We start from the raw sequence: 21,883 nt of genomic DNA on the forward strand, positions 1-21,883 counted from the left end.
GACCCGGCGGTTCAGTCGGTGAGCTCCTGGTCGCGCCAGAGCCTGAACAGGCACAGCGAGATGAACAGCTGGGCATCTGAACCGTCCACGCGGTAGGGCGCAACTCGGAACACCGACACCGCGGGATCTGGCGCGTTCACGCTTGGGCGTCGTAGCTGTGCGAGGCGGCGGCGGAGAGCTCGGCAGCGCCGGCATCTGGGCGTCGAGAGACGACCGCCGCTGTCGCCGCTGCAGCGACACCTGCGATCACCCACAGGGCCACTCCCACGAATGCGACCTGCGTGAACGTGTCGTGGGTCGCGGGTCGGTCGCCGGCGAACAGGTCGACCAACGCCGGCATCAGCGCACTTCCCGCCGCGAACCCGAGGAATCGAAGCACCATGTTGAACGCGAGCGCGCTTCCGGTCTCGGCGAGGGGCAGGCCGCGCAGGAGCAACGCGGGCATCACCGCGAAGGTCGTCCCACCCCCGAGGCCCGCGAATGCCATGCCGAGCATCAGCTGCCAGATGTTTGCGTGGAACAAGGCGACGAAGACGGTCGAGGCGCCGTAGATCACGCAGCCGGCAGGCAGGACCAGGTCCCTGCGCATGTGTCGACCGAGCATCGCTGCGAGTCGACTACCAGCAAGGCTGAGCAGCGAGTACGGCAACAGGAGCAAGCCCGCGGTGACGACGCCTCGCCCGAGGCCGAAGCCGTCGGTGCTCGACGCCTGAGTGCCCAGCATGATCAGCGACAGCATGAGGTAGACAGCCACGCCGGCCACGAGGGCCGTCAGGTTCGCTCCGAATGCAACCGGGCCCCAAGCCAGCCGCAGGTCGACGAGTGGATGCTCGATCCTCAAGGTCCGCCGGACCCAGAGCACGAGCAGCGCACCGGATGCGGATGCGAGTCCGATCGTCGGCAGCGCCAGCCAACCCCACGGCTCTCCACGATTGAGCGCGAGGAGGAAGCCGGCAGTCCCGGCCGCGAGCAGCACGGCGCCCCAGACATCGACCGAGATGCGCTGTCGGGCCGCGTCGTGGGGGACCGTAAGCGCAGCGACGACGGCAGTGCCACAGCACAGGACGAAACCGAGCCAGAATGCAGCCGCGATCCCTGCGTGCGCCGCCACGATGGCCGTCACCGGGTATCCGAGTCCGGAGCCGGCGACCGTCGTGACCGACAGCAGCCCGACGATCGACGCCACCCTTGCGACGGGAAGCCTGTCGCGTGCGACCGTGATCGCCAACGGGATCAGGGCGATCCCGACGCCCTGCAGCGCCCTGCCGACGAGCAGGCTGGTGAACCCCAACGGAAGGGCGCACAGCAGGAGGCCGGTCGCGACGACCGCGAGCCCGGCCAGCACTGCCGACCGCGGTCGCCCGCCGCCGACGCGGCCCATCAACGGGGTGGTCACCGCTCCGACGAGCATCGTCAGGGTCAGGGACCACTGCGCCGCCTGGACCGAGACGTCGGCATCGTGGGCGATTGCGGGGATCAGCGGCGCTCCGAGGCTGCTCACGATCGACGTGACCGTCGTGAGGAGGACGAGTCCGGGGACGAAGGCTCGGGGGAGTGGCTGCCGGTCCGGATCCCTCAACCTCACTGGCGTCCGCCTTCGCCTATCTCTTATAATGAATCTAAGGTATTCTCAGATCGACCCGAAGTCAAAGGGCGGGCGCACGTCCCACGCGGGCAGGTGTCACGCTGGCTTTCCAACCTCGAGGGAGAACGAGCATGGCGCTCAAGTTCGGCCTGGCCATCATGAACGACTTCCCGCCCGACGTCGTCCCGGCCGACCGCGTTGCCGAGATGCGCGAGCAGGTTCGGGCTGCACGCGGCGCCGGCCTGTCATCGGTGTGGATGCTCCAGCACTACCTGGGAAGCATGCCCACGCTGCAACCGCTGCCCACGCTGGCGGCGATGGCCCAGGACGCGGGGGAGATGACGCTGGGCACGAACATGTTCATTCTCCCGTTGCGGCATCCGGTGGACGTCGCCGAGGAGTTCGCGACCCTTGACCACCTCACGGGAGGGCGCGCTGTCGCCGGGTTCGGCATGGGTTACCGGGAGAACGAGTTCGAGTCGTTCGGAGTCGACATGGGCGCGCGCGTCGGTCGGTTCGAGGAGTCGATCAGTCTCATCCGAAGCCTGTGGTCCGGAGAGCGGACAACCTTCGAGGGTGAGCACTTTCGCGTGAAGGACGAGCGCATCAGCCTCGTCCCGACCCAGCAGGGCGGGCCGCCGATCTGGATCGGCGCGGGACCGCACAAGACCGGCGCCCAGAGGGCTGCCCGGCTTGGTGACGCCTGGATCATTCCTCCGCACGTCGATCCCGAGCGGCTCAAGGTCGTCCTCAGGCACTACCAGACCGAGCGCGAGCGGCTTGGGCGCGGGCCGTCTGAGCTCGTCGTACGCCGTGAGCTCGTCCTGGACCCCGACCCGGAACGTGCCAGGGCGATCGGACTAGCGGCGCGGAATGCGCTAAGCCGCAAGTACGCCGAGTACAACGCTCCGCAACAGGGGGACGCCTACAAGCACCTGGCGACCGACGCAGCGGCGGAGCAAACCGCGGACGCCTCCTATCTCTTCACGGACCCCGCGGGCGCCGTTGCTGCGCTCAAGGAGCTCGAGGCCTGCGGAATCACCTACGTGGTCCTCCGCATGCAGTGGTTCGACCTGAGCCAGGAACAGGTCCTCGCAACGCTCGCCCTGTTCCGCGACGAAGTGCTGCCGCACTTCGCCGGACAGTCCGCGAAGTGAGCCCGTCCAAATGCGGACCATGCCGTTGACAACCGAATCTATGCGGATGATTATATGTGTTGTTCGCCACATAGCTGCGGGTCGTCCTTTTGGAGGGATCACATGACATCAGAGTTCGACGCCGAACGGCGCTGCCCGGTCGTGCACACCGACTACCGCCGCGATCGACCGGCGTTCACGACCATCCCCCAGCTGGGCGAGGAGCGCGAGCTCGCGCCTGCTGTGTGGAACGACAGCACCGAGCACGGCTTCCTGATGGTCCAGCGGTACGACGACGTCATGGAGCTGTTGAAGCAGACCGACGTGCTCGTCAGCGACAACGTGAACGCATTCGACCCCCACATGCAGATCCCGCTGATTCCGAACTCCCTCAACCCGCCCGAGCACACCAAGGTGCGGCGCGTGCTCAACCCGTTCTTCTCGCCCGCGGCGGTCAAGCGGCTCGAGCCCCTTGCCAGGGAGCGCGCGGAGAGCCTCATCGGCGCCCTGGCCGAGAAGAAGAGCGTGGACCTGGTCTCGGAGTTCGCGATCCTCTACCCGACCGAGCTCTTCCTCGCCCTCCTCGGCCTGCCCACGGAGGACGGCGAGATGGTCCTGCCCTGGGTGGAGGCGATCTTCGGCGGCTTCTTCGCCTCGACCCCCGAGGAGCTACAGGCGGCCGGTGACGCAGTGGCCAGCTTCAACGAGTACTTCGGCAAGCTGGTCGACGAGCGCAGCGCCGACCCCGGGGACCCGGAGATCGACCTGGTCAGCCGCCTCCTCGTCGCGGAGATCGACGGCGTGCCCATGAGTCGCGAGGACATCCTGGTCACCTGCATGACGCTGATGACGGCTGGGCTGGACACGACCCGATCGGCACTGGGCTACATCTTCCACCAGCTCGCCACCGAGCCGGACGTCCGCCACCGCATGGTCAACGAGCCCGAGTCGTGGCCTCGATTCATCGAGGAGGCCATCCGGGTCAACAGCCTGATCATCCAGGACGGACGTCAGGTGAAGGAGGACATGGAGGTCCTGGGCTGTCCGATGAAGGCTGGTGAGATGGTCTGGCTGGGGCTCGCTGCCGCCAACCGCGACCCGCGCAAGTTCGAGGACCCGGACACCTTCGACATGGATCGCGAAGGTCTCAACCACCACCTCGGGTTCGGCGCCGGCGTGCACCGCTGCATCGGTATGCATCTCGCACGAGCAGAACTCGTCATCGCGCTCGAGACCTGGCACAAGGTGATTCCGGACTACCGGCTGAGCCCCGGAGCCGAGCTCACCGAGCGCGGCGGCCAGCTTCGCCTGCAGACCCTGCCATTGGAGTGGGACTGATGACTGCCAGATTGATCGTCGATTTCGCCAGGTGCACCGGGCACGGGCGCTGCTACAGCACCGCCGAGGACCTCCTCACCTACGACGAGGAGGGATTCGTGAGCGTGCGCCACGAGCCGATGGTCCTGGACGAGAACCAGCTTCCCGACGCGAAACTCGCCGCGGACGCCTGCCCCGAGCTTGCCATGCGCATCGAATACGGAACGGAGTCACCATGACCGACATCGAGGCGCTGACAGCCAGGCTGCAGCGGCTGGAGGACATCGAAGCTGCGCGGAACATGCACCACGTGTACGCTGAGATCCTCGAGGAGCCCAACGCCAAGACGGTTGGACAGCTCTTCGCCGACGACGGGGTGCTCCGCACCCCCATGGGCGACTTCGTCGGTCGCGACGACATCGAGGGCTTCTATGCGATGGCGTTCGAGGCGGACACGTCGGTGAAGCAGCACCTCATCGTCAACCCGAAGGTGATCTCCGCCGAGCCCGGGCTGGTCCGGCTGCAGAGCTACTTCCTCTACCTCGGCCGCGGGGACGACGCCTCGGTCATCGGCTGGGGTACCTACGACGACCTCATCGACGTGTCCGGTCCCGATCCGCTCTTCCGTGAGAAGACGATCGGGATCATCGTCGGGACCACGCTGGAGGCCGGCTGGAAGAAGGTCGTCCAGTGACCGGTCGTCTCTCCGGCAGGGTTGCCGTGGTCACCGGGGGCGCGAGCGGCATCGGCGCGGCGACGGTTCGTCGCTTCGTCGACGAGGGCGCCAAGGTCGTCATTGCCGACGTCCAGGTGGACGCGGGGGAGATCCTGGTGAAGGAGCTCGGTGACTCGGCGATCTTCGTCCGCTGTGACGTGACGCGTGAGGAGGACGTCGCTGGCGTCGTGGACACCGCAGTCTCCGCGTTCGGCGGGCTCGACGTCTTCTACGCCAACGCCGGCGTCATGGGGGCACTCGGCCCGATCGCCGGGACACGCACTGACGACGCAGACACCACCATCGCGGTGAACCTCCGCGGCGTCCTGCTGTCGATGAAGCACGCGGCCCGCGTGATGCAGAGCCAGGGCCGCGGTGTGATCCTCGCAACTTCGAGTCCTGCGGCCACGGTCGGCGGTGTCGGAGCACACACGTACAGCGCCACCAAGGCGGGGATCATCGGCCTGGTCCAGTCGGTCGCGGCCGAGCTTCGCCCAGCTGGAGTACGGGTCAACGCGATCGTGCCGGGTGCCATCGTGACGGCGATGACCGCCGACATCCTGACGGGCGATGCCGGCAACACCGCAGGCGCGCACGACATCCTCGTCGGCGCGGAGAAGATGCCGCGTCCCGGCCGTCCCGAGGACGTCGCCGCCGCCGCTGCCTTCCTGGCCAGCGACGACGCGTCGTTCGTGACCGGCTCGACCTTCCACGTCGACGGTGGCTACACGCACGCGCCCGGCGATTCACCGTTCGCCTCAGGTGAGCCCGTCGGCATGTTCGAGGCCGGGCGGCGGTCGAATGGCTGAGCGTTCGGGGCGACACCACGAGCAGGACGTCGAGCTGCAACAGCTCTGGATGGGGGGCCACTGGGAAGCGTCCTCGGGGGACCGGGTGGCGGACGTGGTGAACCCCGCCGGGCTCGGCACTCTCGCCCGCGCGCAGCTCGCCTCACCGGACGACATGCGCAAGGCCGTGGCACTCGCACGTGCGAGCTTCGACAGTGGGATCTGGCGCGACCAGGAGCCCAGTCAGCGCGCGGCAGTGCTCCGAGACGCCGCCGATCGACTCGAGAAGCGCTTGCCCGAGCTGGCCCGGCTCCTGACGTCCGAGCTCGGATGTCCGCTCTGGTTCGCCGAGAAGGCGCACGTCCCCAACCCGATCCGCCACCTGCGCTACTACGCAGACCTGGTCGACGGTCGATCGTTCGACGACTATCGGTCGGACGGGGTGAACACCTCGATCGTCGTGGACGAGCCGGTGGGGGTGGTCGGCGCGATCACTCCGTGGAACGGCCCGTTGAGCTCGCCCACGCTCAAGGTGGCTCCGGCGCTGGCCGCCGGTTGCTCGATCGTGGTCAAACCGTCCTCGGAGACGCCGCTCACCGTCATGGCCCTCGGTGAGGCACTGGCAGAGGCAGGCCTGCCGCCCGGCGTGCTGTCGATCCTGCCGGCCGGTCGCGATGCCGGCGAGGTCCTCCTCCGGCACCCGGACGTCGACAAGATCGCCTTCACAGGCAGCACCGAGACCGGCGTGATGATCATGAAGGCCTGTGCCGAGAGGATGGCGCGCGTCACCCTGGAGCTCGGCGGCAAGAGCGCGGCGGTCGTCCTTCCGGACGCGGACGTCGACGCCTTCGTGGCGGCTCTGCTCCCGATGTCGTTCAGTGTCTGCGGCCAGCTGTGCATCTCACAGGCCCGGGTGCTGGTGCCCCGTTCGCTCGAGTCGGATGTCCGGGACGCGCTCGCCGCGGCGATTGCCGCGCTCGCCGTCGGGGATCCGATGGACCCCGACACGTACGTCGGTCCACTGGTGAGCGAGAAGCAGCGTGAGCGCGTCGAGGGGTATCTCGAACTCGCCCTCGCCGAGGGCGCGTCCATCGCCACCGGTGGCGGTCGACCTGGCTCCGCAGGCGAAGGCTGGTACGTCGAGCCCACGCTGCTCACCGATGTCACCAACTCCATGCGCGTCGCGCAGGAGGAGATCTTCGGCCCCGTCGTCGCACTGCTCGCCTACGACGACGTCGACGAAGCGGTGCGGCTCGCGAACGACTCGCCGTACGGCCTGTCTGGCTCGGTGTGGTCTGTTGACCGCGACGCGGCCGTCTCGGTCGCCCGCCGGATCCGAACGGGCATGGTCAGCATCAACGGCGCTCCCCAGGCCTACGGCACCCCCTTCGGTGGCTACAAGCAGTCGGGCATCGGCCGCGAGATGGGACCCGAGGGCCTGCAGTCCTATGTCGAGAAGAAGTCGATCGCGCTGGGTCAGTTCCGACCCGGGGAGGGATGAGCCTTGAGCATCACGGAGCCAATGCTTGACAAGCGCTGCATCGTCACGGGATCGGCCCAGGGCATCGGACGCGCTGTTGCCATCGAGCTCGGGGAGCAGGGAGCAGCCCACGTTGTCCTCGCGGACCGGAACGCAGACGCCGCGGAAGAGACCGCCGAGCTCGTTCGCAAGACGGGCGCGGCGGCGACCGTGGCGGCCGTGGATCTGCGCGACCGGCAACAGATCCAGGATCTGGTCGACACGGCCGTGCAAGCGATGGGTGGCCTCGACACAGTCGTGAACGTGGCCGGGGTGATCGAAGCTCTCCTCACGGACAAGCCCACGACGGTCGAGCTGCTCGAGGAGGAGATCTGGGACGCGGTCTTCGACGTCAACCTCAAGGCGATCTGGCTCCTCACCAAGTTCGCCGCCCCGGAGCTGCGCAAGGGCAACGGACCGGCGATCGTGAACTGCTCCTCGGTCTCCGGTCTCACCGGCTACGCAATGGGGGCCGCGTACTGCGCTAGCAAGGGCGGCCTGATCCAGCTGACACGCGCTGCCGCTGTGGACCTGTCACCAGAGATCCGGGTGAACTGCTTCGCGCCCGGCTCCATCGACACCCCGATGCGGCACGGCTTCCTGGAGGCCGCCGAGGACAAGGAAGCAGTCGAGAAGTTCATGATCGCCTCGCACCTCGTGAGGCGATCCGGCCAGGCAGACGAGGTCGCCAAGGTGGCCTGCTTCCTGGCCTCGGACGCGTCCTCCTTCGTCACCGGCGCCGTCTACACGGTCGACGGCGGCTCGCTCGCCTGGCGCGGAAGCAACGCCTGACCCCTCCTTCCACCAGCCTCAGCGCCACCCGCCGGCACCGACCGTCTCGACGGTCGGTGCCGGCGTCACGTTCAAGGCCCGGGACTGATCCGCGTTCGTCCACGTGAGTGATTGACATCACTACATTCTATGATGATGATTACTACCATGCGCACGAGCGAAGACATGGACGAGGTCGACACCGGTCAGCACCAGCTCTCCGGCGACCTCCCGGTCCTGTCGCTCGGGAACGTCTCCAAGACCTTCGCCGGTACCCAGGCCCTCGAGAGCGTCGACCTCGACATCCGCGCCGGGGAGGTCCACGCCTTGGTCGGTCAGAACGGTTCGGGCAAGTCCACGCTGATCAAGCTGCTCGCGGGCTACCACCAACCGGACCCCGGCTCGGTCGCTCGGTACAACGGCGAGGAGTTCCACCTCGGTCAGCGTGACACCAGCGGCTTCAGCCACATCCGGTTCGTCCACCAGGACCTCGGTCTCGTCCTCGAGATGAGCGCGACCGAGAACCTCGCGCTCAGTGCCGGGTTCATCACCGGCACTTCCGGCCGCGTGCACTGGAAGGAGCAGGAGGAGCGCACGAAGGCCTCACTGGCTCGACTCGGCGTCGACCTCGACATCCGAAAGCCGCTCGGTGCGGCCACGCCGGTCGAGCGGACGATCGTCGCCATCGCGGCGGCACTGACCGGGTGGGAGAGCGGTCGCGGCCTCCTCGTGCTCGACGAGCCGACGGCCGTCCTGCCCCACACCGAGGTGGACCGGCTTCTCGAGATCGTCAGGGGCATCCAGCGCCTCGGCGCGAGCGTCCTCTACGTCTCACACCGCCTGGACGAGATCTTCAAGATCGCCGATCGAGTCACAGTGCTGCGCGACGGCCGGGTGGTGACCACGAAAGAAACTGTCGGCCTCAACACGCAGTCACTGGCCGAGCTCATGGTGGGTGAACGCGTCGATGCCGCGTTCAGGCTCGCGCGGTCTCCAGTCGATGCCGAGGCCAGCGTTCTCGCCGTCCGAGACCTCGCTGGTGGCACGCTGCGTCGGCTGACCGCGTCGGTCGCACCTGGGGAGATCCTGGGGATTGCCGGTTTCACCGGGTCGGGGAGCGAAGTGGTGCCCTACCTGCTCGCCGGCGCCCGGCCCGCGACCTCTGGACAGGTCAAGCTGGCGGATGGGAAGTGGCATCCCGCATCTCGGCTTCGCAGGAGCGGCTTTCCGCTGGTCCCGGCAGACCGGCAGCGTGAAGCGGCGGTCGCGGACTTCACAGTCGCCGAGAACCTGACCCTTCGCGTGATGGAGAGCTTCAGCCGCGGCGGCGCGTTGTCAGCGAAGCGCGAGGCCGATGTGGTCCGCGAATGGATCAAGAAGCTCCAGATCAAGGTGGCCAACTCCGAGGACTCGATCATGAGCCTCTCGGGGGGAAACCAGCAGAAGGTGATCATGGGCCGTTGTCTTGCTGCGGATCCATCCGTGCTGGTTCTGGCTGAGCCCACAGCGGGGGTCGACGTCGGGACGCGTCAGGCCATCTATGAGCTCATCGGCGGCCTCGCGGACCGCGGCCTCGCCGTCGTCGTCACCTCCACCGATACGACAGACCTGATCGCTCTCTGCTCGCGCGTCATCGTCCTGTCGCGCGGAGAACAGTGCTCCGAACTCGTCGGGGACGCCATCGACGAACACTCCCTTCTCGCAGCCATGGAAGCAGGAACACCATGACCCTTCAGTCAGTACAGGAAAGCCCGGCTGCCGAAGCGGGAACCACGCGCCAAGACGTCCCTCGGGAGGTGTCGTCCCGGGTGTGGCGAACGCTGGACCCGCGCAAGGTGAGTGCGCTGTACGTCCTGCTCGTGATCGTGGTGATCTTCTCGATCTGGGTCCCCGACACGTTCCTGCAGGTCGCCACGGTGCGTCAGGTGTTGAACAGCAACGCCGTGATCGGCCTGGCCGCGCTGTCCCTGGCGATCCCCCTTGCGGCGCGCGTGTTCGATCTGTCCTTCGCATTCACCATGTCGCTCTCTGGTGTCACTGCCGCCCACTTCATCGCCGACAAGGACTGGCCGGTGTGGCTGGCTGTCGGCGCCGCGTTGCTCGTCGCGCTCCTGGTCGGTGTGATCAATGCCGTCGTCGTCGTCATCATGAGGGTCGACTCGATGATCGGCACGCTGGCCACTGGCTCCATCATCCAGGCGTTCATCACGTACGTGACAAATGAGCTGCCGATCACCAATGCCAAGCTGTTCGGGACGTTCTCGGACATCGGGCAGAAGGACATCGGCGGCTTCATCCTTCCGGTGTACTACGTGCTTGCCATCGCTGCGGTGACCTGGTTCGTCATGGAGCACACGCCCCTGGGGCGACGGATCTATGCCACGGGGTTCAACATGGAGGCAGCCCGGCTCACTGGCATCAAGACCAAGCGGATCCAGTTCTGTTCGTTGCTCGCCTCGGCAGTCGTCGCAGGCTGGGCCGGGGTCGTGCTGGCGGCGGTCCTCGGTACCGGCTCGCCGACGGCCGGGACGCCGTACCTGCTCCCTGCCTTCGCGGCCGCATTCCTCGGAGCGACCCAGATCAAACCCGGACGCTTCAACGCGCGTGGCACGGTCCTCGGGGTAGTCACGCTCGGTGCCGGCATCACCGGACTTTCGCTGGCCACCGCGCCCACGTGGGCGGCAAACATGTTCACCGGCATCGTCCTCATTGCTGCGCTCGCCACCACGACGGTGCAGCGCAAACCCAAGACGCCTGGCGCCGGATGGCGCTCCAGGCTCCGTCGTTCCTGACGGACGTCACGCAGCACCATCCCTACCCCTGCTAGGAGAGCACATGCAAACCTCTACCACGAAGGCCTTGCGTCGGCGTCGGATGTTCACCACAGCTGTGTCGACGCTTGCGCTCGCCGCCCTGGCGGCCTGCGGTGCGTCCAACGGTGGCACCGGTGGTGGTGGCACGACGGACAAGGTCGACTCGAGCGGCATCGAAAAGGCTCAGGCGCTCTACGACAGCTACATCGAGCGCCCGACCCAGATCCCGAACAAGACGCCCATCGACAAGCCGATTCCGGGCGGCAAGAAGGTCACCTTCATCTCGTGCGGGACGCCGACCTGCAACCTCGAGGCCGACATCATCGAGAGGGCAACGGAGAAGCTCGACTGGTCGTTCTCGGTTATCGCCAACGACGGCACCCCTGAGAAGACCAAGGCAGCGTGGCAGCAGATCCTGCGCGAGAAGCCTGACGGCGTCATCTACTCCGCGACGCCGCGGGCCGGCTTCGAGCCCGAGCTGCAGGAGGCCAAGGACCTGGGCATCCACGTCACGGCATGCTGCACGACCGACCCGCCCGGCAACGGCCTCGATTTCGTCATCGGCCAGCCGCACCACTCCAAGCCCGTCGGTCAGGCGATGGCCGCATGGGTGATCACGAACTCCAAGGGCTCCGGCAACTCCGTCTATGTCGATATCTCGGCGTTCCCGATCCTCGGTGAGCTGTACAAGGGCTACAGCGGGCTGATGGACGACATGTGTGCGGCCTGCAGGTACGACAGGCTCGACATCCCGATCACCGCACTCGGCAAGGACGTGACTGAGCGCATCGTCGGATTCCTGCGTTCGCATCCCGACACCAAGTACGTCGCCCTCTCGGTTGATGGCGCACTCGGCGTCGGGCTTCCGGCGGCACTGAAGGCGGCTGGGCTCAATGACATCAAGATCGTCGGTGAGGGCCCAGACACCACCACGCTGCAGTACATCTCCAGCGGTCAGCAGGAGGCAACGGTGATGTTCCCCTACTGGGAGGAGATGTTCTCCCAGGTGGACGCGCTCGCCCGGATGTTCTCAGGCCTCACATTGGAAGAGGAGACCTTCGTGCCCACGTGGATCGTGACGAAGGACAATCTCCCGACCGACGAGGAGATCTTCCCAGTCGTGGAGGACATGGAGGAGCAGTACTACAAGCTCTGGGGCGTCGCCTGAGCCGAACCATCGTCCTCGGGGCGTCGCGCGCAGGCGCGGCGCCCCGAGGCATGCGCCCACCCGGCCGAGGAGGAGGGTCGCGGATGGCGCCGCCGAGGATCCGGGACCAGGAGCCGGTCGCTGCCCGATCTCGCAACAACTACCTGCTGGAGCGGAGCGTCTGCGAGAACTACCTCGGCGAAGACGAAGCCGTTCACCCGTTGCCGGCACCCGACAGAGCTCTTCCTTGCCCTGTTCGGCCTGCCGCCGGAGGAGAGCATGCTGCGCTCGGTCACCTCTTCGACCACCTCGCGACGCACCCCGAGGACCGCGAAGGACTGGTCGCCGAACCCTCGGGCTTCGCGCTGGGGTCAAAAGGTCAGGACGGTCCGCGCACCTAGAGGGTTGTCGAGGGCGGAGAGCGCTTCGTTGACCTTCTCCAGCGGGACGGTCTCGCTGAGCAGCTCGTCGAGCATCAGCCGGCCGTCGAGGTAGAGCTGGCAGTAGAGCGGAATGTCGATCCGCGGTCGCGTCGAACCCATCTTGGTTCCTTGCAGCCGCTTCTCGAGCAGCAGGTCGACTGCAGGGATGCGGACCCGCATGTCGGGTCGTGCCACCCCGACCACCGTTGCGGTGCCCCTGGTGTCCAGCATCGCAAACGCCTGCTCGATCGTCGCCTCGATGCCCACCACCTCGATGGCATGGTCCACGCCCAGCCCACCGGTGAGCTCCCTGACCGCTTCGACGGGTTCCACGCTCGAGGCGTCGACCGTGTCGCTGGCCCCGAATCGCCGCGCCAGCTCCAGCTTCTCGGGGATCCGGTCGATCGCGATGATGCGAGCGGCGCCCACCAGGCGAGCACCTTGAACGGCGTTCAGGCCCACACCGCCGCACCCGATCACCGCAACGGTGTCGCCGGCGCGGACGCGTGCGGCGTGGCGAACTGCGCCGAGGCCGGTGATGCCCGCGCACCCAAGCAAGGAGGCGCGGTCCAGGGGCATCTCGTCGGGGAGCCTGACCAGCGTGCGCTCATGCACCAACAGCTGTTCGGCGAACCCCCCGAGTCCGACGAACGGTTCGACTGGTGTGCCGTGCCGGCTCAGGCGAGGCGGCTGACCGGACGGCCTGGCACGCCCCTTGTTCTCGCAGTGCTGAGGCTCTCCTCGCTGGCACCACCGGCAGTGTCCGCAGAAGGAGGAGGCCGTCGTGGCGACAGGGTCGCCGACCTTGACGTAGGTCACGTCCCGTCCGACTGCTTCCACCACGCCGGCGGCCTCGTGGCCCAGGACCAGCGGGAGGGTAAGCGGGTTTGCGCCGAGCTGCATCGTCCGGTCGGTGTGGCACACCCCGGAGGCCACCGTGCGCACCAGGACCTCGTCAGGAGCAGGTCCTGCGACGTCGACGTCCTCGACGACGAGGTCGGCGCCGAACTCGTGCAGGATCGCTGCCTTCACCTGCTCCCACCTTTCCCGGTCCTTGCGGTGAATCAACGCTAGCACTAGATTGGTGATAATGAATAGCGTGAATTGGCGGACCGAACAGCGCCGATACCTCGTCACGGGCGCGGGCGGTGCGCTCGGCTCCGCGATCGCACGCGCTCTTGCGTCCGCGGGTGTATGCCTCACGCTCGTCGACCGTGACCAAGCATCCCTCCTCCCGGTCGCGCACGCAGCGGAACAGGCCGGCGCCGAGGTCGTCGCGGTGACCGCGGACGTCACCGTCGAGGAAGACGTACGCCGATACGCGGAGGCGGCGGCCGGTGACACAGGGCGGATCGACGGGTTCGCGAACAATGCCGGGGTCGAGGGCCCCGTCATGCCGCTCGTCGACTACAGCGTCGCGGACTTCGACTCCGTGTGGGCGGTCAACGTCCGGGGAGTGTTCCTCGGGATGAAGCATGCCGTCCCCCTGATGCGGTCAGGTGGCGCCATCGTGAACACGGCCAGCACCGGAGGACTCGTCGGAGCGGTCAACCTTGCTGCCTACATCGCCTCGAAGCACGCCGTGGTCGGCCTCACCCGCGCGGCAGCGCTCGAGCTCGCGCCCGTGGGAATCCGGGTCAACGCAGTGTGCCCGGGTCCGATCAGGGGGCGGATGATGACGTCGATCGCTGCGGGACTCGGCGTCGAGGACGTGGAGGCGGTGTCCTCGTCGAAGGTTCCGCTCGGTCGCCCGGCAGATCCTGAGGAGGTCGCCGGCGTCATCGCATTCCTCCTCGGGACGGGGGCCTCGTACATGACCGGTGCCGCCGTGCCGGTCGACGGCGGGAGGTCCACCTGATGGTGGTGAGCGCTCGACAGGCGGCGTACGACTTCCGGGACGCGGTCGCGCTGGTCACCGGGGGAGCGTCGGGAATCGGGGAGGCCTGCGTCCGAGCTCTCGCTGCAGCTCATGCCCACGTGGTCGTGGGGGACCTGACCCTGGAGGCAGCCGAACAGCTCGCTGGCGAGCTCGACGGCCGGTCTGGTCGAGTTGTCCCGGTACAGGTGGACGTCACTGACCAGGCGCGGGTCGAGGCGCTCGGCGCGTACGTCCAGGCGACGTTCGGGCGGCTGGACCTGGCCGTCAACAGTGCCGGAATCGGCGTGACCAACCAGCCCGTGGTCGACCACGACCCGGAGATGTGGCGCAACGTCCTCGCGGTGAACCTCGACGGCACGTTCCTCTCCTTGCGGATGGAGCTCGACCTGATCCGGCGAACAGCGGGGCGCGGGTCGATCGTGAACATGGCCTCGGTCCTCGCGCACCGGGGATGGGCGGGTTCGGCCGCCTACGTCGCGTCCAAGCACGCCGTCATCGGGCTGACGCGGGCCGCAGCGCTGGAGAATGCAGAGCAAGGTGTGCGGGTGAACAGCGTGAGCCCCGGCTTCATCGAGACGCCGCTGCTGGTCGAGCGCCACGACGCCGAGGCGCGAGCGGCGATGGGTGCCTTGCATCCGCTCCAACGGCTGGGATCCCCCGACGAGGTCGCCGAGACCGTGCTCTGGCTGCTCTCGGACTCGGCGACCTTCGTGACCGGCGCCGACTTCGCGGTGGAGGGCGGTTTCCTGTCCAGGTGACGGGCCTGCCTCAGGTGACCGAGGGCGCAGTCTCCTGCGCCAGCGCGAGGATGCGCTCCACGAGGCGGTCGCGCGCAGCAAGCGCGCCGGACGAGGCGGCCGTGAAGCGCAGGAAGCCATGGCACAGGGAGCCGTGCAGCTCCGTCGTGACCGGTACACCGGCCTCGGTCAACCGGCGCGTGAACGCATGTGCTTCGTCCCGGAGCGGGTCGTGCCCGGCCACGACCAGGTGCGTCGGAGGCAGGCCCACCAGCGAGGCGGCGCGCAGGGGCGCGACCCGGTCGTCGTCGCGAAGGCGCGCCTCGACGTAGTGGTCGAGGAACCAGCGCATCTCCGCAGCGCCTATCGGGAATGCCCGCGCCTCGGAGACGTACGAAGGCCGGGCGACATCGGTGTCGAGCACTGGGTACACCAGGACCTGGAAGGCGAGCGCCACCTTGGGCTGATCACGAAGGGCGATCGCAGCCGCCACCGCCACGTTGCCACCGGCGCTGTCGCCGCCCACCGCAACCCGTCGGTAGGCGCGCGACGCCCAGAGCGTCGCGGTGAGCATGTCTTCGAAGGCAGCAGGAAACGGATGTTCAGGAGCCAGTCGATAGTCGACGCTCACGACGCGAACGCCCCCTGAGGCAACGAATCGGCACAGCTCGTCGGTGTAGTCCAGGTCACCGGTGACCCAACCCCCGCCGTGGGCGTAGACGAGCGTCACGGCGGCGTCAGGACTCTCGTAGACCCGAACGTCGACGTATCGCCCGTCGTGCTCCGCCACAACCTCGGCGGTGTCGACATCAACAGGTCCGGCTGCGCACAGCCGGTTGCCGCCCCTGACGCGCTCACGGGCGTCGGTCGGGGAGAGCTCGATCAGGGGTGCGAGCGCGGCTTCGCGGCTCTTGTCGCGGAGATCGCGGATCTCGTCGTCCAGGTCCGCCACGAACGCGGTGCTGGCGCCAGGCCGCTCGGTCACCATCTCGCTCTCCGGCGTTCCTCAGGTGGTTTCGAAGCCGCGGTAGCCATCGGCGGCCACCTCGTCGCAGATGTCGCGGTAACGCCCGACTCCGCCGAGGTAGAGGCTGAAGACTCGTGGCTTGCCGGGCACGTTGGCGCCGACGTACCAGGAGTTCCCCTTGAAGAACAGTGTGTGCGAGGCGATCTCGTTGACCTCGGCGACCCAGGCGCGCTGCTCCTCGAGCCCTGCCTCACTCCGGTGCCGTCCGTTCTTGCGCATGTACTCGATGTAGTCGGTGATCCACTCGACGTGCTGCTCGATCGAGATGACGACGTTCGAGAGCACAGAGGGAGATCCGGCTCCTGCGACGAAGAACATATTGGGGAATCCGTGTGTGGCGACGCCGAGATAGGTCTGCGGCCCGTCGGCCCAGGCCTCGCGCAGGGTGAGACCGCCGACTCCCTTGATGTCCATCTCGAAGAGGGCGCCGGTGAGGGCGTCGTACCCCGTCGCCAGCACCAGGACGTCAAGCGGGTACTCCGCGTCCGTCGTCCGGACGCCGTTCGGCGTGATCCGTGAGATCGGATCGGCCTTGACGTCGACGAGCGTCACGTTGTCGCGGTTGAAGGTGTCGTAGTACCCGATCTCCAGGACGAGTCGCTTGGACCCGAACGGATAGCCCTTCGGGCAGAGCTTCTCGGCCGTCCCCGGGTCTTCGACAAGGCCACGGATCTTCTCTCTGACGAAGTCTCCGGCCAACTCGGCTGCGGCCTCGTCGGTGCGGAGATCGGTGTACGAGGCGAGGATGTCCGGGCCCCCGCGCTCCCAATGACCCTCGAACACCTCCCGCACCGCTTCGGGGTCCACGTCCGACGCAGCCTGGGTGCCGATCACGCGGTGGGTGCCACCCGGGGTGTGACGGGCCTGCTCGCGATACTCGCCGAACCGGCTCTTCAGATCGGCGACGAACGCCGGGTCGAGTGGCTTGTTGTTCGCCGGGATCGCGTAGTGCGCCGTGCGCTGGAAGACGTACAGGTGGCCGGCGCCCTTGGCCAGCTGGGGGATCACCTGGACACCCGAGGACCCGGTCCCGATGACGCCGACCAACTTCTCGGCTATGTCCACGCCCTCACGTGGCCACTGCCCCGTGTGGTAGAGCTCGCCGCCGAAGTCCTCAAGACCCTCGATCTCGGGAGGCTGCGTCTTCGACAGCTGTCCGGTGGCCATGATCACGAACCCGGCGATCACCTGGTCGCCCTGGTCGGTGACGGCGACCCAGCGGTCCGCTGCTTCGTCGTAGGTGAGCGACTCGACGCGCGTCCGGAAGCTGGCGTCCCGCCTCAGGTCGAGCCTGTCGGCGACGAAGTTGAGGTATCGCAGGATCTCGGGCTGGGCCGGGTAACGCTCCGCCCACGTCCAATCCTGGACGATCTCGTCGGAGAACGAGTAGCAGTAGTCGACGCTCTCGATGTCGCAGCGGGCGCCGGGATAGCGGTTCCAGAACCAGACGCCCCCCACGTCCGGCGCGTCGTCGATCAGGTGGACGCGGCGACCCATCTCGCGCAAGCGGTACAGGGCGTAGAGGCCGGAGAAGCCCGCGCCGATCACGAGCACGTCCAGCTCATCGGGGGGCGCGGTGCGTTCCTCGACCGGCATCGGTGTCTCCTCGCTCGTAATCAATGCATATGAATAGTATGGTTTAGTCGCTCGGGGGGCAAGACCCTGACGGACAATCGCGAGGAGGCGGCATGGACAGTGCGGCCGCGCCACCGTCGGTAGTGGACGCACACGTGCACGTGTGGGATCTTGCCCGACGCCCGCAACCATGGATCGACCCTCGCAGCATGGCTGTTCTCGAGCGCGACTACCAGCCCGCGGAGCTGGGTGCCGAGGTGCTGTCCGCGGGGGTCTCCAGCGCAGTGCTCGTGCAGGTCCTCAACGATCCGGAGGAGTCGGAGGACCTGCTGTGGATCGGTGCCGAGCGGCCGTTCAGCGCCGTGGTGCCGTGGCTCGACCTGCTCGGCCATGACCTGGAGCCACGGCTGGAGGCGATGCTCTCCCATCCCTCGGGCGCACACCTGGCCGGGGTCCGTCACCAGGCTCTGGCCGAGGCCGACCCGGCTGGCTGGCTGGCACGAGTGGGGGAGGGCCCGGGATTCGCGCTGCTCGGCGCCCGGAGCCTGGCCTTCGACCTCCTGCTCGGGCCGGACCACCTCGCCACAGCGCACGCCGTGGTCGCCGCGCACCCGAGCACCACCTTCGTGGTGGACCACGCTGGCAAGCCGCCGGTGACGTCCGGCTGGTCGTCGGCAGAGTCGCGCAGATGGGCGGAGTGCATCGCCAGGATCAGTCAGCTGCCGAACGCCTTCTGCAAGATGTCCGGACTGACCACGCTGGCCGACCTCACGACCTGGAACCGGTCGGAGCTGGAGCCCTATGTCGATCACCTGCTCTCACGCTTCGGCGCCGAGCGGCTGATGTTCGGGTCGGACTGGCCGGTCAGCCTCCGCGCGGGCTCGTACTCGCGGACAGTGGAGACCGCACGCGAGCTCGTGGGGACACTCACTCCCAGCGAGCAGGAATCGGTGTTGGCGGGCACCGCGTGTCGGGTCTACGGCCTGCCGGGGCCGGGCGGCCCTAGGAGCTGACGACTTCCCGGTTCGCGAAGGCACGCTTGAGCATCAGGCCCGCACGGTGGGCGATGTGCACGACCTCTCCGCGCTGGTTGATGCCCCGGTGCTCGAAGTACACGATCCCGGAGTCCTCGCGGCTCTTCGACTCCCGCTTGTCCAGAATCGTGGTCTCGGCGCGAAGGGTGTCGCCGTGGAACACGGGCCGCGGGAAGTCGAACTTCGTGTAGCCGAGGTTGCCCAACGTCGTGCCGAGCGTGAGGTCGTTCACGATCATGCCGCCGATCACCCCTGCGGTCCACAGGCTCGGCACGAGCCGCTGTCCGTGGATGGTGCCCTCCATGTAGTGCTGGTCCAGGTGGATCGGCGCCGGGTTCATGGTGAGTCCGCAGTACAGGATCGTGTCGGTCTCGGTGACCGTACGCGTCCAGTCGTGGACGTACTCCTTGCCGATCTCGAAGTCCTCGTAGTAGAGGCCTGCCATGTTGCTCTCCTTGTCCTTGGTCTCAGATGCCGCCGTTGAGCTCGGCGAGCCGGTCGACTCGCGCGAGCCATTCCTCGGCCTTGTCGGCGTGAGCCTTGTCGACGTGGATCTCGCCGTACATCACGGCACCGTCGCCGCGCTTCTCAGCGGCGTAGTACGTGTCGAGCAGGCCGCGGTAGAAGTCGATCTGCTCCCCGTCCGGGGTGAAGACGGCGTTCACCACAGACACGTGAGAGGGATGGAGAACGATCTGCCCGCGGAAGCCCATCTTCCGGCCACGTGTGGTGAACTCGCGCAGGCCCTCCAGGTCGTGGATCCGCTCCCACAGAGCGGTCAGCGGGTGTCGTCCGGCAGCGAGGGTGGCCAGCAGGATCTTGGTCCGGTGGACCATCGACTCGGTGCCCTCGGGCGTCCATTCGTAGCCCACCGCCTTCGCGATGTCCGCGTGCTCGGCGGTCGGCCCGATCATCGCGCCCACGCGGGGCGAAGCTGCAGCGATCTCCTCGCAGTTCTGGATGCCCTGGATCGTCTCGACGGGGACGATGTACTCCAGACCCGTCACTTCCGCACGGGCCTCGAAGTGGTCCAGCAGGGCGTCGTACTTGAACACCTCGACGGCCGAGTTGACCTTGGGCGCAAAGACGCCGGTGAGCCCGGGTGCAATCGCCCACTCGAGGTCGACGCCGGCCAGCCCGGTGCCGAGGGAGTTCGGCCTGACGAACATGCCCATCGCCGGATGCGACTTCGCGAATCGCTCGACGGCGGCAGCGACCTGTTCGCGGGCCTGGGGCTTGAGGTGATCGGGGACGGAGTCCTCGAGGTCGAAGCACACGGCGTCGGCACCGGAGTCGGCGGCCTTGTCGAACCAGGACGTCTTGTGCGCCGGGACGAAGAGGACAGAGCGATAGGGCAACATCTCTACAGTCCTCTCAGTAGCTGCGTGGGAGTCCGAGGACGTGCTCGGCGAGATAGTTGAGAACCATCTCCTGAGTGATGGGCGCGATCCTCTTCAGACGGGCTTCGCGGAAGTAGCGCTCGACGTGGAACTCCTTGCCGTAGCCGTAGCCACCGTGGACCTGGATGGCGACGTCGGCAGCCTTGAACGCAGCGTCGGCAGCGAGATACTTGCCCTCGTTCGCTTCCTTGCCGCAGTCGTAGCCGTTGTCGAGCAACCACGCGGCCTTGTCGATCATGAGCTGTGCCGCGTCGAGGCGCATCATCGCCTCGGCGATCGGGTGCGCAACCGCTTGGTTCTGGCCGATCGGGCGGCCGAACACCTGGCGCTCGTTGGCGTACGACGTGGCGCGCCGAATTGCCGCACGCCCGATTCCTGTCGCGGCGTTGGACGCGATGATCCGTTCGGCGTTGAGGCCGGCCAGGATGGCGCGGAAGCCCTTGCCGACCTCGCCGACGACGTCCTCGTCGGCAACGAACAGGTCGTCGATGAAGAGCTCGTTCGTGTCGACCGCATTCCGACCGAGCTTCGGGATCTCGCGGATCTGCACGTGGTCCGGGTCCATCTCGGCGAAGAGCAGGGTCATGCCATCGGTACGTTTCGCGCACTCCTCGCGCTTCGTCGTGCGGACGAGCAGCAACATGCGCTCGGCCTCCTTGGCCTTCGTGATCCAGACCTTCTTCCCCGAGACCCGGAACCCGCCGTCGACCTTGCGTGCGAACGTCGTGATGCCGGTCGTGTCCGTGCCGGCATCCGGTTCGGTGACCGCGAAGGAGATGTGGAGATCACCGTTCGGGACGCGGGGGAGGAAGCGTCGCTTCAGGTCCTCCGATCCGTGCCGGATGATCGGGTCGAACCCGAAGATCCCGATATGGACTGCGCTGCACGCGTTCATCCCGCCGCCCGACGCGGAGATCTCGTGCTCGACGATCGCTGCCTCGGTGACGCCCAGGCCGCCACCGCCGTACTCCTCCGGAATGGTGATGCCCAGCCAGCCGGCCTTGGCGACAGCGTTGTAGAACTCCCAGGGAAACTCCTTGGAGTTGTCGTGCTCCATCCAGTACTGGTCGTCGAACGGTTCCATCATGTCGCGCACGGCCGCGCGGATGTCGTCGTGGAGGGAGTTCTGGGCAAAGTCCATCGGTCGTGTCCGATCAGTGTGCGGTTGGTTACTGAGACGTGGTCGGGAACTCGCCGGGATCCAGCTGGAATCGAGGTGGTCTCTTGGCCATGAACGCAGAGGCGCCCTCGACCATGTCGGCGCTTCCGATGGCCTGGACGAGCATGCCGACGCCTTGTGCGAACGAGTCCCGGGCGCTGTTCCACCAGACGTTGGAGCTGACCTTGGTGATCTCGAGGTATCGCGGACTGAGCGCGGCGATCTCCGCGCACCAGCGCTCCACCTCCTGCTCCAGCTCGTCTGCAGGGACGACCGCGTTGATCAGGCCGAGGTCGAGGGCCTGCTGGGCGGAGTACCGCCGGCAGAGCATCGCCATCTCCTTTGCACGCTTCTCACCGATCTGGACGGACAGGACGTTGGTAGCTCCGGTGACCGGCGCCGAGCCCACGCGGGGCCCGGTCTGTCCGAAGGTCGCTGTGGTCGAGGCGACCGCCAGGTCGCAGGCGACGACCAGCTCGTTGCCCCCACCCGCCGCAGCGCCGTTGATCGCGGCGACGACCGGACGAGGACAGGAGCGGATTGCGTCGAACATCCGCGAGGAGGCCCGGTAGAGCGCTCGCATGCCGCGTGCGGTCGGAGAAGTCAGGCCGGCGAGCATCCCACCGGCGCAGAATGCGCCCTCGGCGCCGGTGATCACCACCGAGCGGACATCTCCGCACTCCTCCAGCACCTCGGCCACACGAGCGGCCATGTGCTGGTCGTAGGCGTTCCGGGCCTGGGGGTTGTCGAGCGTGATCCAGCGGCTGTCGCCGCGGTCCTCGACGTGCACCGCACCTGATGACTCCACAAACTCATGGTAATCATGATCAGGGTTAGGGTCAAGTCGGCCCACTGGCCG

22 protein-coding genes are annotated in these 21,883 nt (G+C 67.4%); 13 read left to right on the forward strand and 9 right to left on the reverse strand.

Annotated features, from left to right (window positions below):
* Positions 1–11: 11 nt before the first annotated feature.
* Complete coding sequence (locus E7Z54_RS24200) at positions 12–140, reverse strand: hypothetical protein (protein WP_276606236.1); 129 nt, start codon at positions 138–140, stop codon at positions 12–14.
* Positions 137–1,585 carry an MFS transporter gene (locus E7Z54_RS15965; RefSeq protein WP_276606237.1) on the reverse strand — a complete coding sequence of 483 codons (1,449 nt, stop codon included), beginning with the start codon at positions 1,583–1,585 and terminating at the stop codon, positions 137–139. Before E7Z54_RS15965 ends, E7Z54_RS24200 begins: the two co-directional genes overlap by 4 nt.
* A gap of 131 nt (positions 1,586–1,716) precedes the next feature.
* Here E7Z54_RS15965 and E7Z54_RS15970 point away from each other — a divergent pair, with 131 nt between their 5' ends.
* From E7Z54_RS15970 to E7Z54_RS16015, 10 genes are all read left to right on the forward strand, one after another.
* Complete coding sequence (locus tag E7Z54_RS15970) at positions 1,717–2,742, forward strand: LLM class flavin-dependent oxidoreductase (RefSeq protein ID WP_136435341.1); 1,026 nt, start codon at positions 1,717–1,719, stop codon at positions 2,740–2,742.
* Between the two features lie 102 nt (positions 2,743–2,844).
* The gene (locus tag E7Z54_RS15975) at positions 2,845–4,059 is read left to right on the forward strand and encodes a cytochrome P450 (RefSeq protein WP_168798371.1); all 1,215 of its coding nucleotides are present in this window, start codon (positions 2,845–2,847) and stop codon (positions 4,057–4,059) included.
* Positions 4,059–4,277 (forward strand): ferredoxin, encoded by a 219-nt coding sequence (locus tag E7Z54_RS15980; protein ID WP_136435344.1) that lies wholly within the window; start codon positions 4,059–4,061, stop codon positions 4,275–4,277. The genes E7Z54_RS15975 and E7Z54_RS15980 overlap by 1 nt, the downstream gene beginning before the upstream one ends.
* The gene (locus E7Z54_RS15985; RefSeq protein ID WP_136435346.1) at positions 4,274–4,732 is read left to right on the forward strand and encodes a nuclear transport factor 2 family protein; all 459 of its coding nucleotides are present in this window, start codon (positions 4,274–4,276) and stop codon (positions 4,730–4,732) included. The genes E7Z54_RS15980 and E7Z54_RS15985 overlap by 4 nt, the downstream gene beginning before the upstream one ends.
* Positions 4,729–5,562 (forward strand): SDR family NAD(P)-dependent oxidoreductase, encoded by an 834-nt coding sequence (locus E7Z54_RS15990; RefSeq protein WP_136435347.1) that lies wholly within the window; start codon positions 4,729–4,731, stop codon positions 5,560–5,562. The genes E7Z54_RS15985 and E7Z54_RS15990 overlap by 4 nt, the downstream gene beginning before the upstream one ends.
* A complete protein-coding gene (locus E7Z54_RS15995) occupies positions 5,555–7,042 on the forward strand; it encodes an aldehyde dehydrogenase (protein WP_136435349.1) in 1,488 nt (495 codons plus the stop codon). The genes E7Z54_RS15990 and E7Z54_RS15995 overlap by 8 nt, the downstream gene beginning before the upstream one ends.
* Positions 7,043–7,063: 21 nt before the next feature.
* Positions 7,064–7,852, forward strand: coding sequence for an SDR family NAD(P)-dependent oxidoreductase (locus E7Z54_RS16000; RefSeq protein ID WP_136435427.1), 789 nt, complete (start codon positions 7,064–7,066; stop codon positions 7,850–7,852).
* Positions 7,853–7,999: 147 nt separating this feature from the next.
* A complete protein-coding gene (locus E7Z54_RS16005; RefSeq protein ID WP_168798372.1) occupies positions 8,000–9,559 on the forward strand; it encodes a sugar ABC transporter ATP-binding protein in 1,560 nt (519 codons plus the stop codon).
* 80 nt (positions 9,560–9,639) lie between these two features.
* Positions 9,640–10,623 (forward strand): ABC transporter permease, encoded by a 984-nt coding sequence (locus E7Z54_RS16010; protein ID WP_168798373.1) that lies wholly within the window; start codon positions 9,640–9,642, stop codon positions 10,621–10,623.
* A 43-nt stretch (positions 10,624–10,666) separates the two neighbouring features.
* Complete coding sequence (locus E7Z54_RS16015) at positions 10,667–11,812, forward strand: sugar ABC transporter substrate-binding protein (RefSeq protein WP_136435355.1); 1,146 nt, start codon at positions 10,667–10,669, stop codon at positions 11,810–11,812.
* Between the two features lie 350 nt (positions 11,813–12,162).
* Here the strand turns inward: E7Z54_RS16015 and E7Z54_RS16020 are convergent, their stop codons facing one another.
* Positions 12,163–13,245, reverse strand: a complete 1,083-nt coding sequence (locus tag E7Z54_RS16020; RefSeq protein WP_136435356.1) for a Zn-dependent alcohol dehydrogenase — start codon at positions 13,243–13,245, stop codon at positions 12,163–12,165.
* 58 nt (positions 13,246–13,303) lie between these two features.
* Between E7Z54_RS16020 and E7Z54_RS16025 the strand changes: the two genes are divergently transcribed.
* Positions 13,304–14,071 carry an SDR family NAD(P)-dependent oxidoreductase gene (locus tag E7Z54_RS16025; protein ID WP_136435358.1) on the forward strand — a complete coding sequence of 256 codons (768 nt, stop codon included), beginning with the start codon at positions 13,304–13,306 and terminating at the stop codon, positions 14,069–14,071.
* Positions 14,071–14,850 carry an SDR family NAD(P)-dependent oxidoreductase gene (locus tag E7Z54_RS16030; protein ID WP_136435360.1) on the forward strand — a complete coding sequence of 260 codons (780 nt, stop codon included), beginning with the start codon at positions 14,071–14,073 and terminating at the stop codon, positions 14,848–14,850. Before E7Z54_RS16025 ends, E7Z54_RS16030 begins: the two co-directional genes overlap by 1 nt.
* Positions 14,851–14,860: 10 nt before the next feature.
* On the opposite strand, the gene E7Z54_RS16035 is transcribed toward E7Z54_RS16030, so the two are convergent.
* Positions 14,861–15,817, reverse strand: a complete 957-nt coding sequence (locus E7Z54_RS16035; RefSeq protein ID WP_136435362.1) for an alpha/beta hydrolase — start codon at positions 15,815–15,817, stop codon at positions 14,861–14,863.
* An 18-nt stretch (positions 15,818–15,835) separates the two neighbouring features.
* Positions 15,836–17,452, reverse strand: coding sequence for a flavin-containing monooxygenase (locus E7Z54_RS16040; RefSeq protein WP_136435364.1), 1,617 nt, complete (start codon positions 17,450–17,452; stop codon positions 15,836–15,838).
* A 92-nt stretch (positions 17,453–17,544) separates the two neighbouring features.
* On the opposite strand from E7Z54_RS16040, the gene E7Z54_RS16045 reads away from it, so the two are divergent.
* A complete protein-coding gene (locus tag E7Z54_RS16045; protein WP_136435366.1) occupies positions 17,545–18,444 on the forward strand; it encodes an amidohydrolase family protein in 900 nt (299 codons plus the stop codon).
* Here E7Z54_RS16045 and E7Z54_RS16050 read toward each other — a convergent pair.
* From E7Z54_RS16050 to E7Z54_RS16065, 4 genes are read right to left on the reverse strand one after another with little or no spacing between them, the layout of a single operon-like run.
* Positions 18,434–18,910, reverse strand: a complete 477-nt coding sequence (locus tag E7Z54_RS16050; RefSeq protein ID WP_136435368.1) for a MaoC family dehydratase — start codon at positions 18,908–18,910, stop codon at positions 18,434–18,436. The two genes, E7Z54_RS16045 and E7Z54_RS16050, sit on opposite strands and share 11 nt — an antisense overlap.
* Positions 18,911–18,932: 22 nt before the next feature.
* Positions 18,933–19,826 (reverse strand): HpcH/HpaI aldolase/citrate lyase family protein, encoded by an 894-nt coding sequence (locus E7Z54_RS16055; RefSeq protein ID WP_136435370.1) that lies wholly within the window; start codon positions 19,824–19,826, stop codon positions 18,933–18,935.
* Positions 19,827–19,839: 13 nt separating this feature from the next.
* Entirely contained in the window at positions 19,840–21,006 is a 1,167-nt protein-coding gene (locus E7Z54_RS16060; protein WP_136435371.1) for an acyl-CoA dehydrogenase family protein, read from the reverse strand.
* 28 nt (positions 21,007–21,034) lie between these two features.
* The gene (locus tag E7Z54_RS16065) at positions 21,035–21,832 is read right to left on the reverse strand and encodes an enoyl-CoA hydratase/isomerase family protein (protein ID WP_206056296.1); all 798 of its coding nucleotides are present in this window, start codon (positions 21,830–21,832) and stop codon (positions 21,035–21,037) included.
* Positions 21,833–21,883: the final 51 nt, after the last annotated feature.

This window comes from Nocardioides sp., from assembly GCF_004803405.1.
Classification (GTDB): Bacteria; Actinomycetota; Actinomycetes; order Propionibacteriales; family Nocardioidaceae; genus Nocardioides; species Nocardioides vastitatis.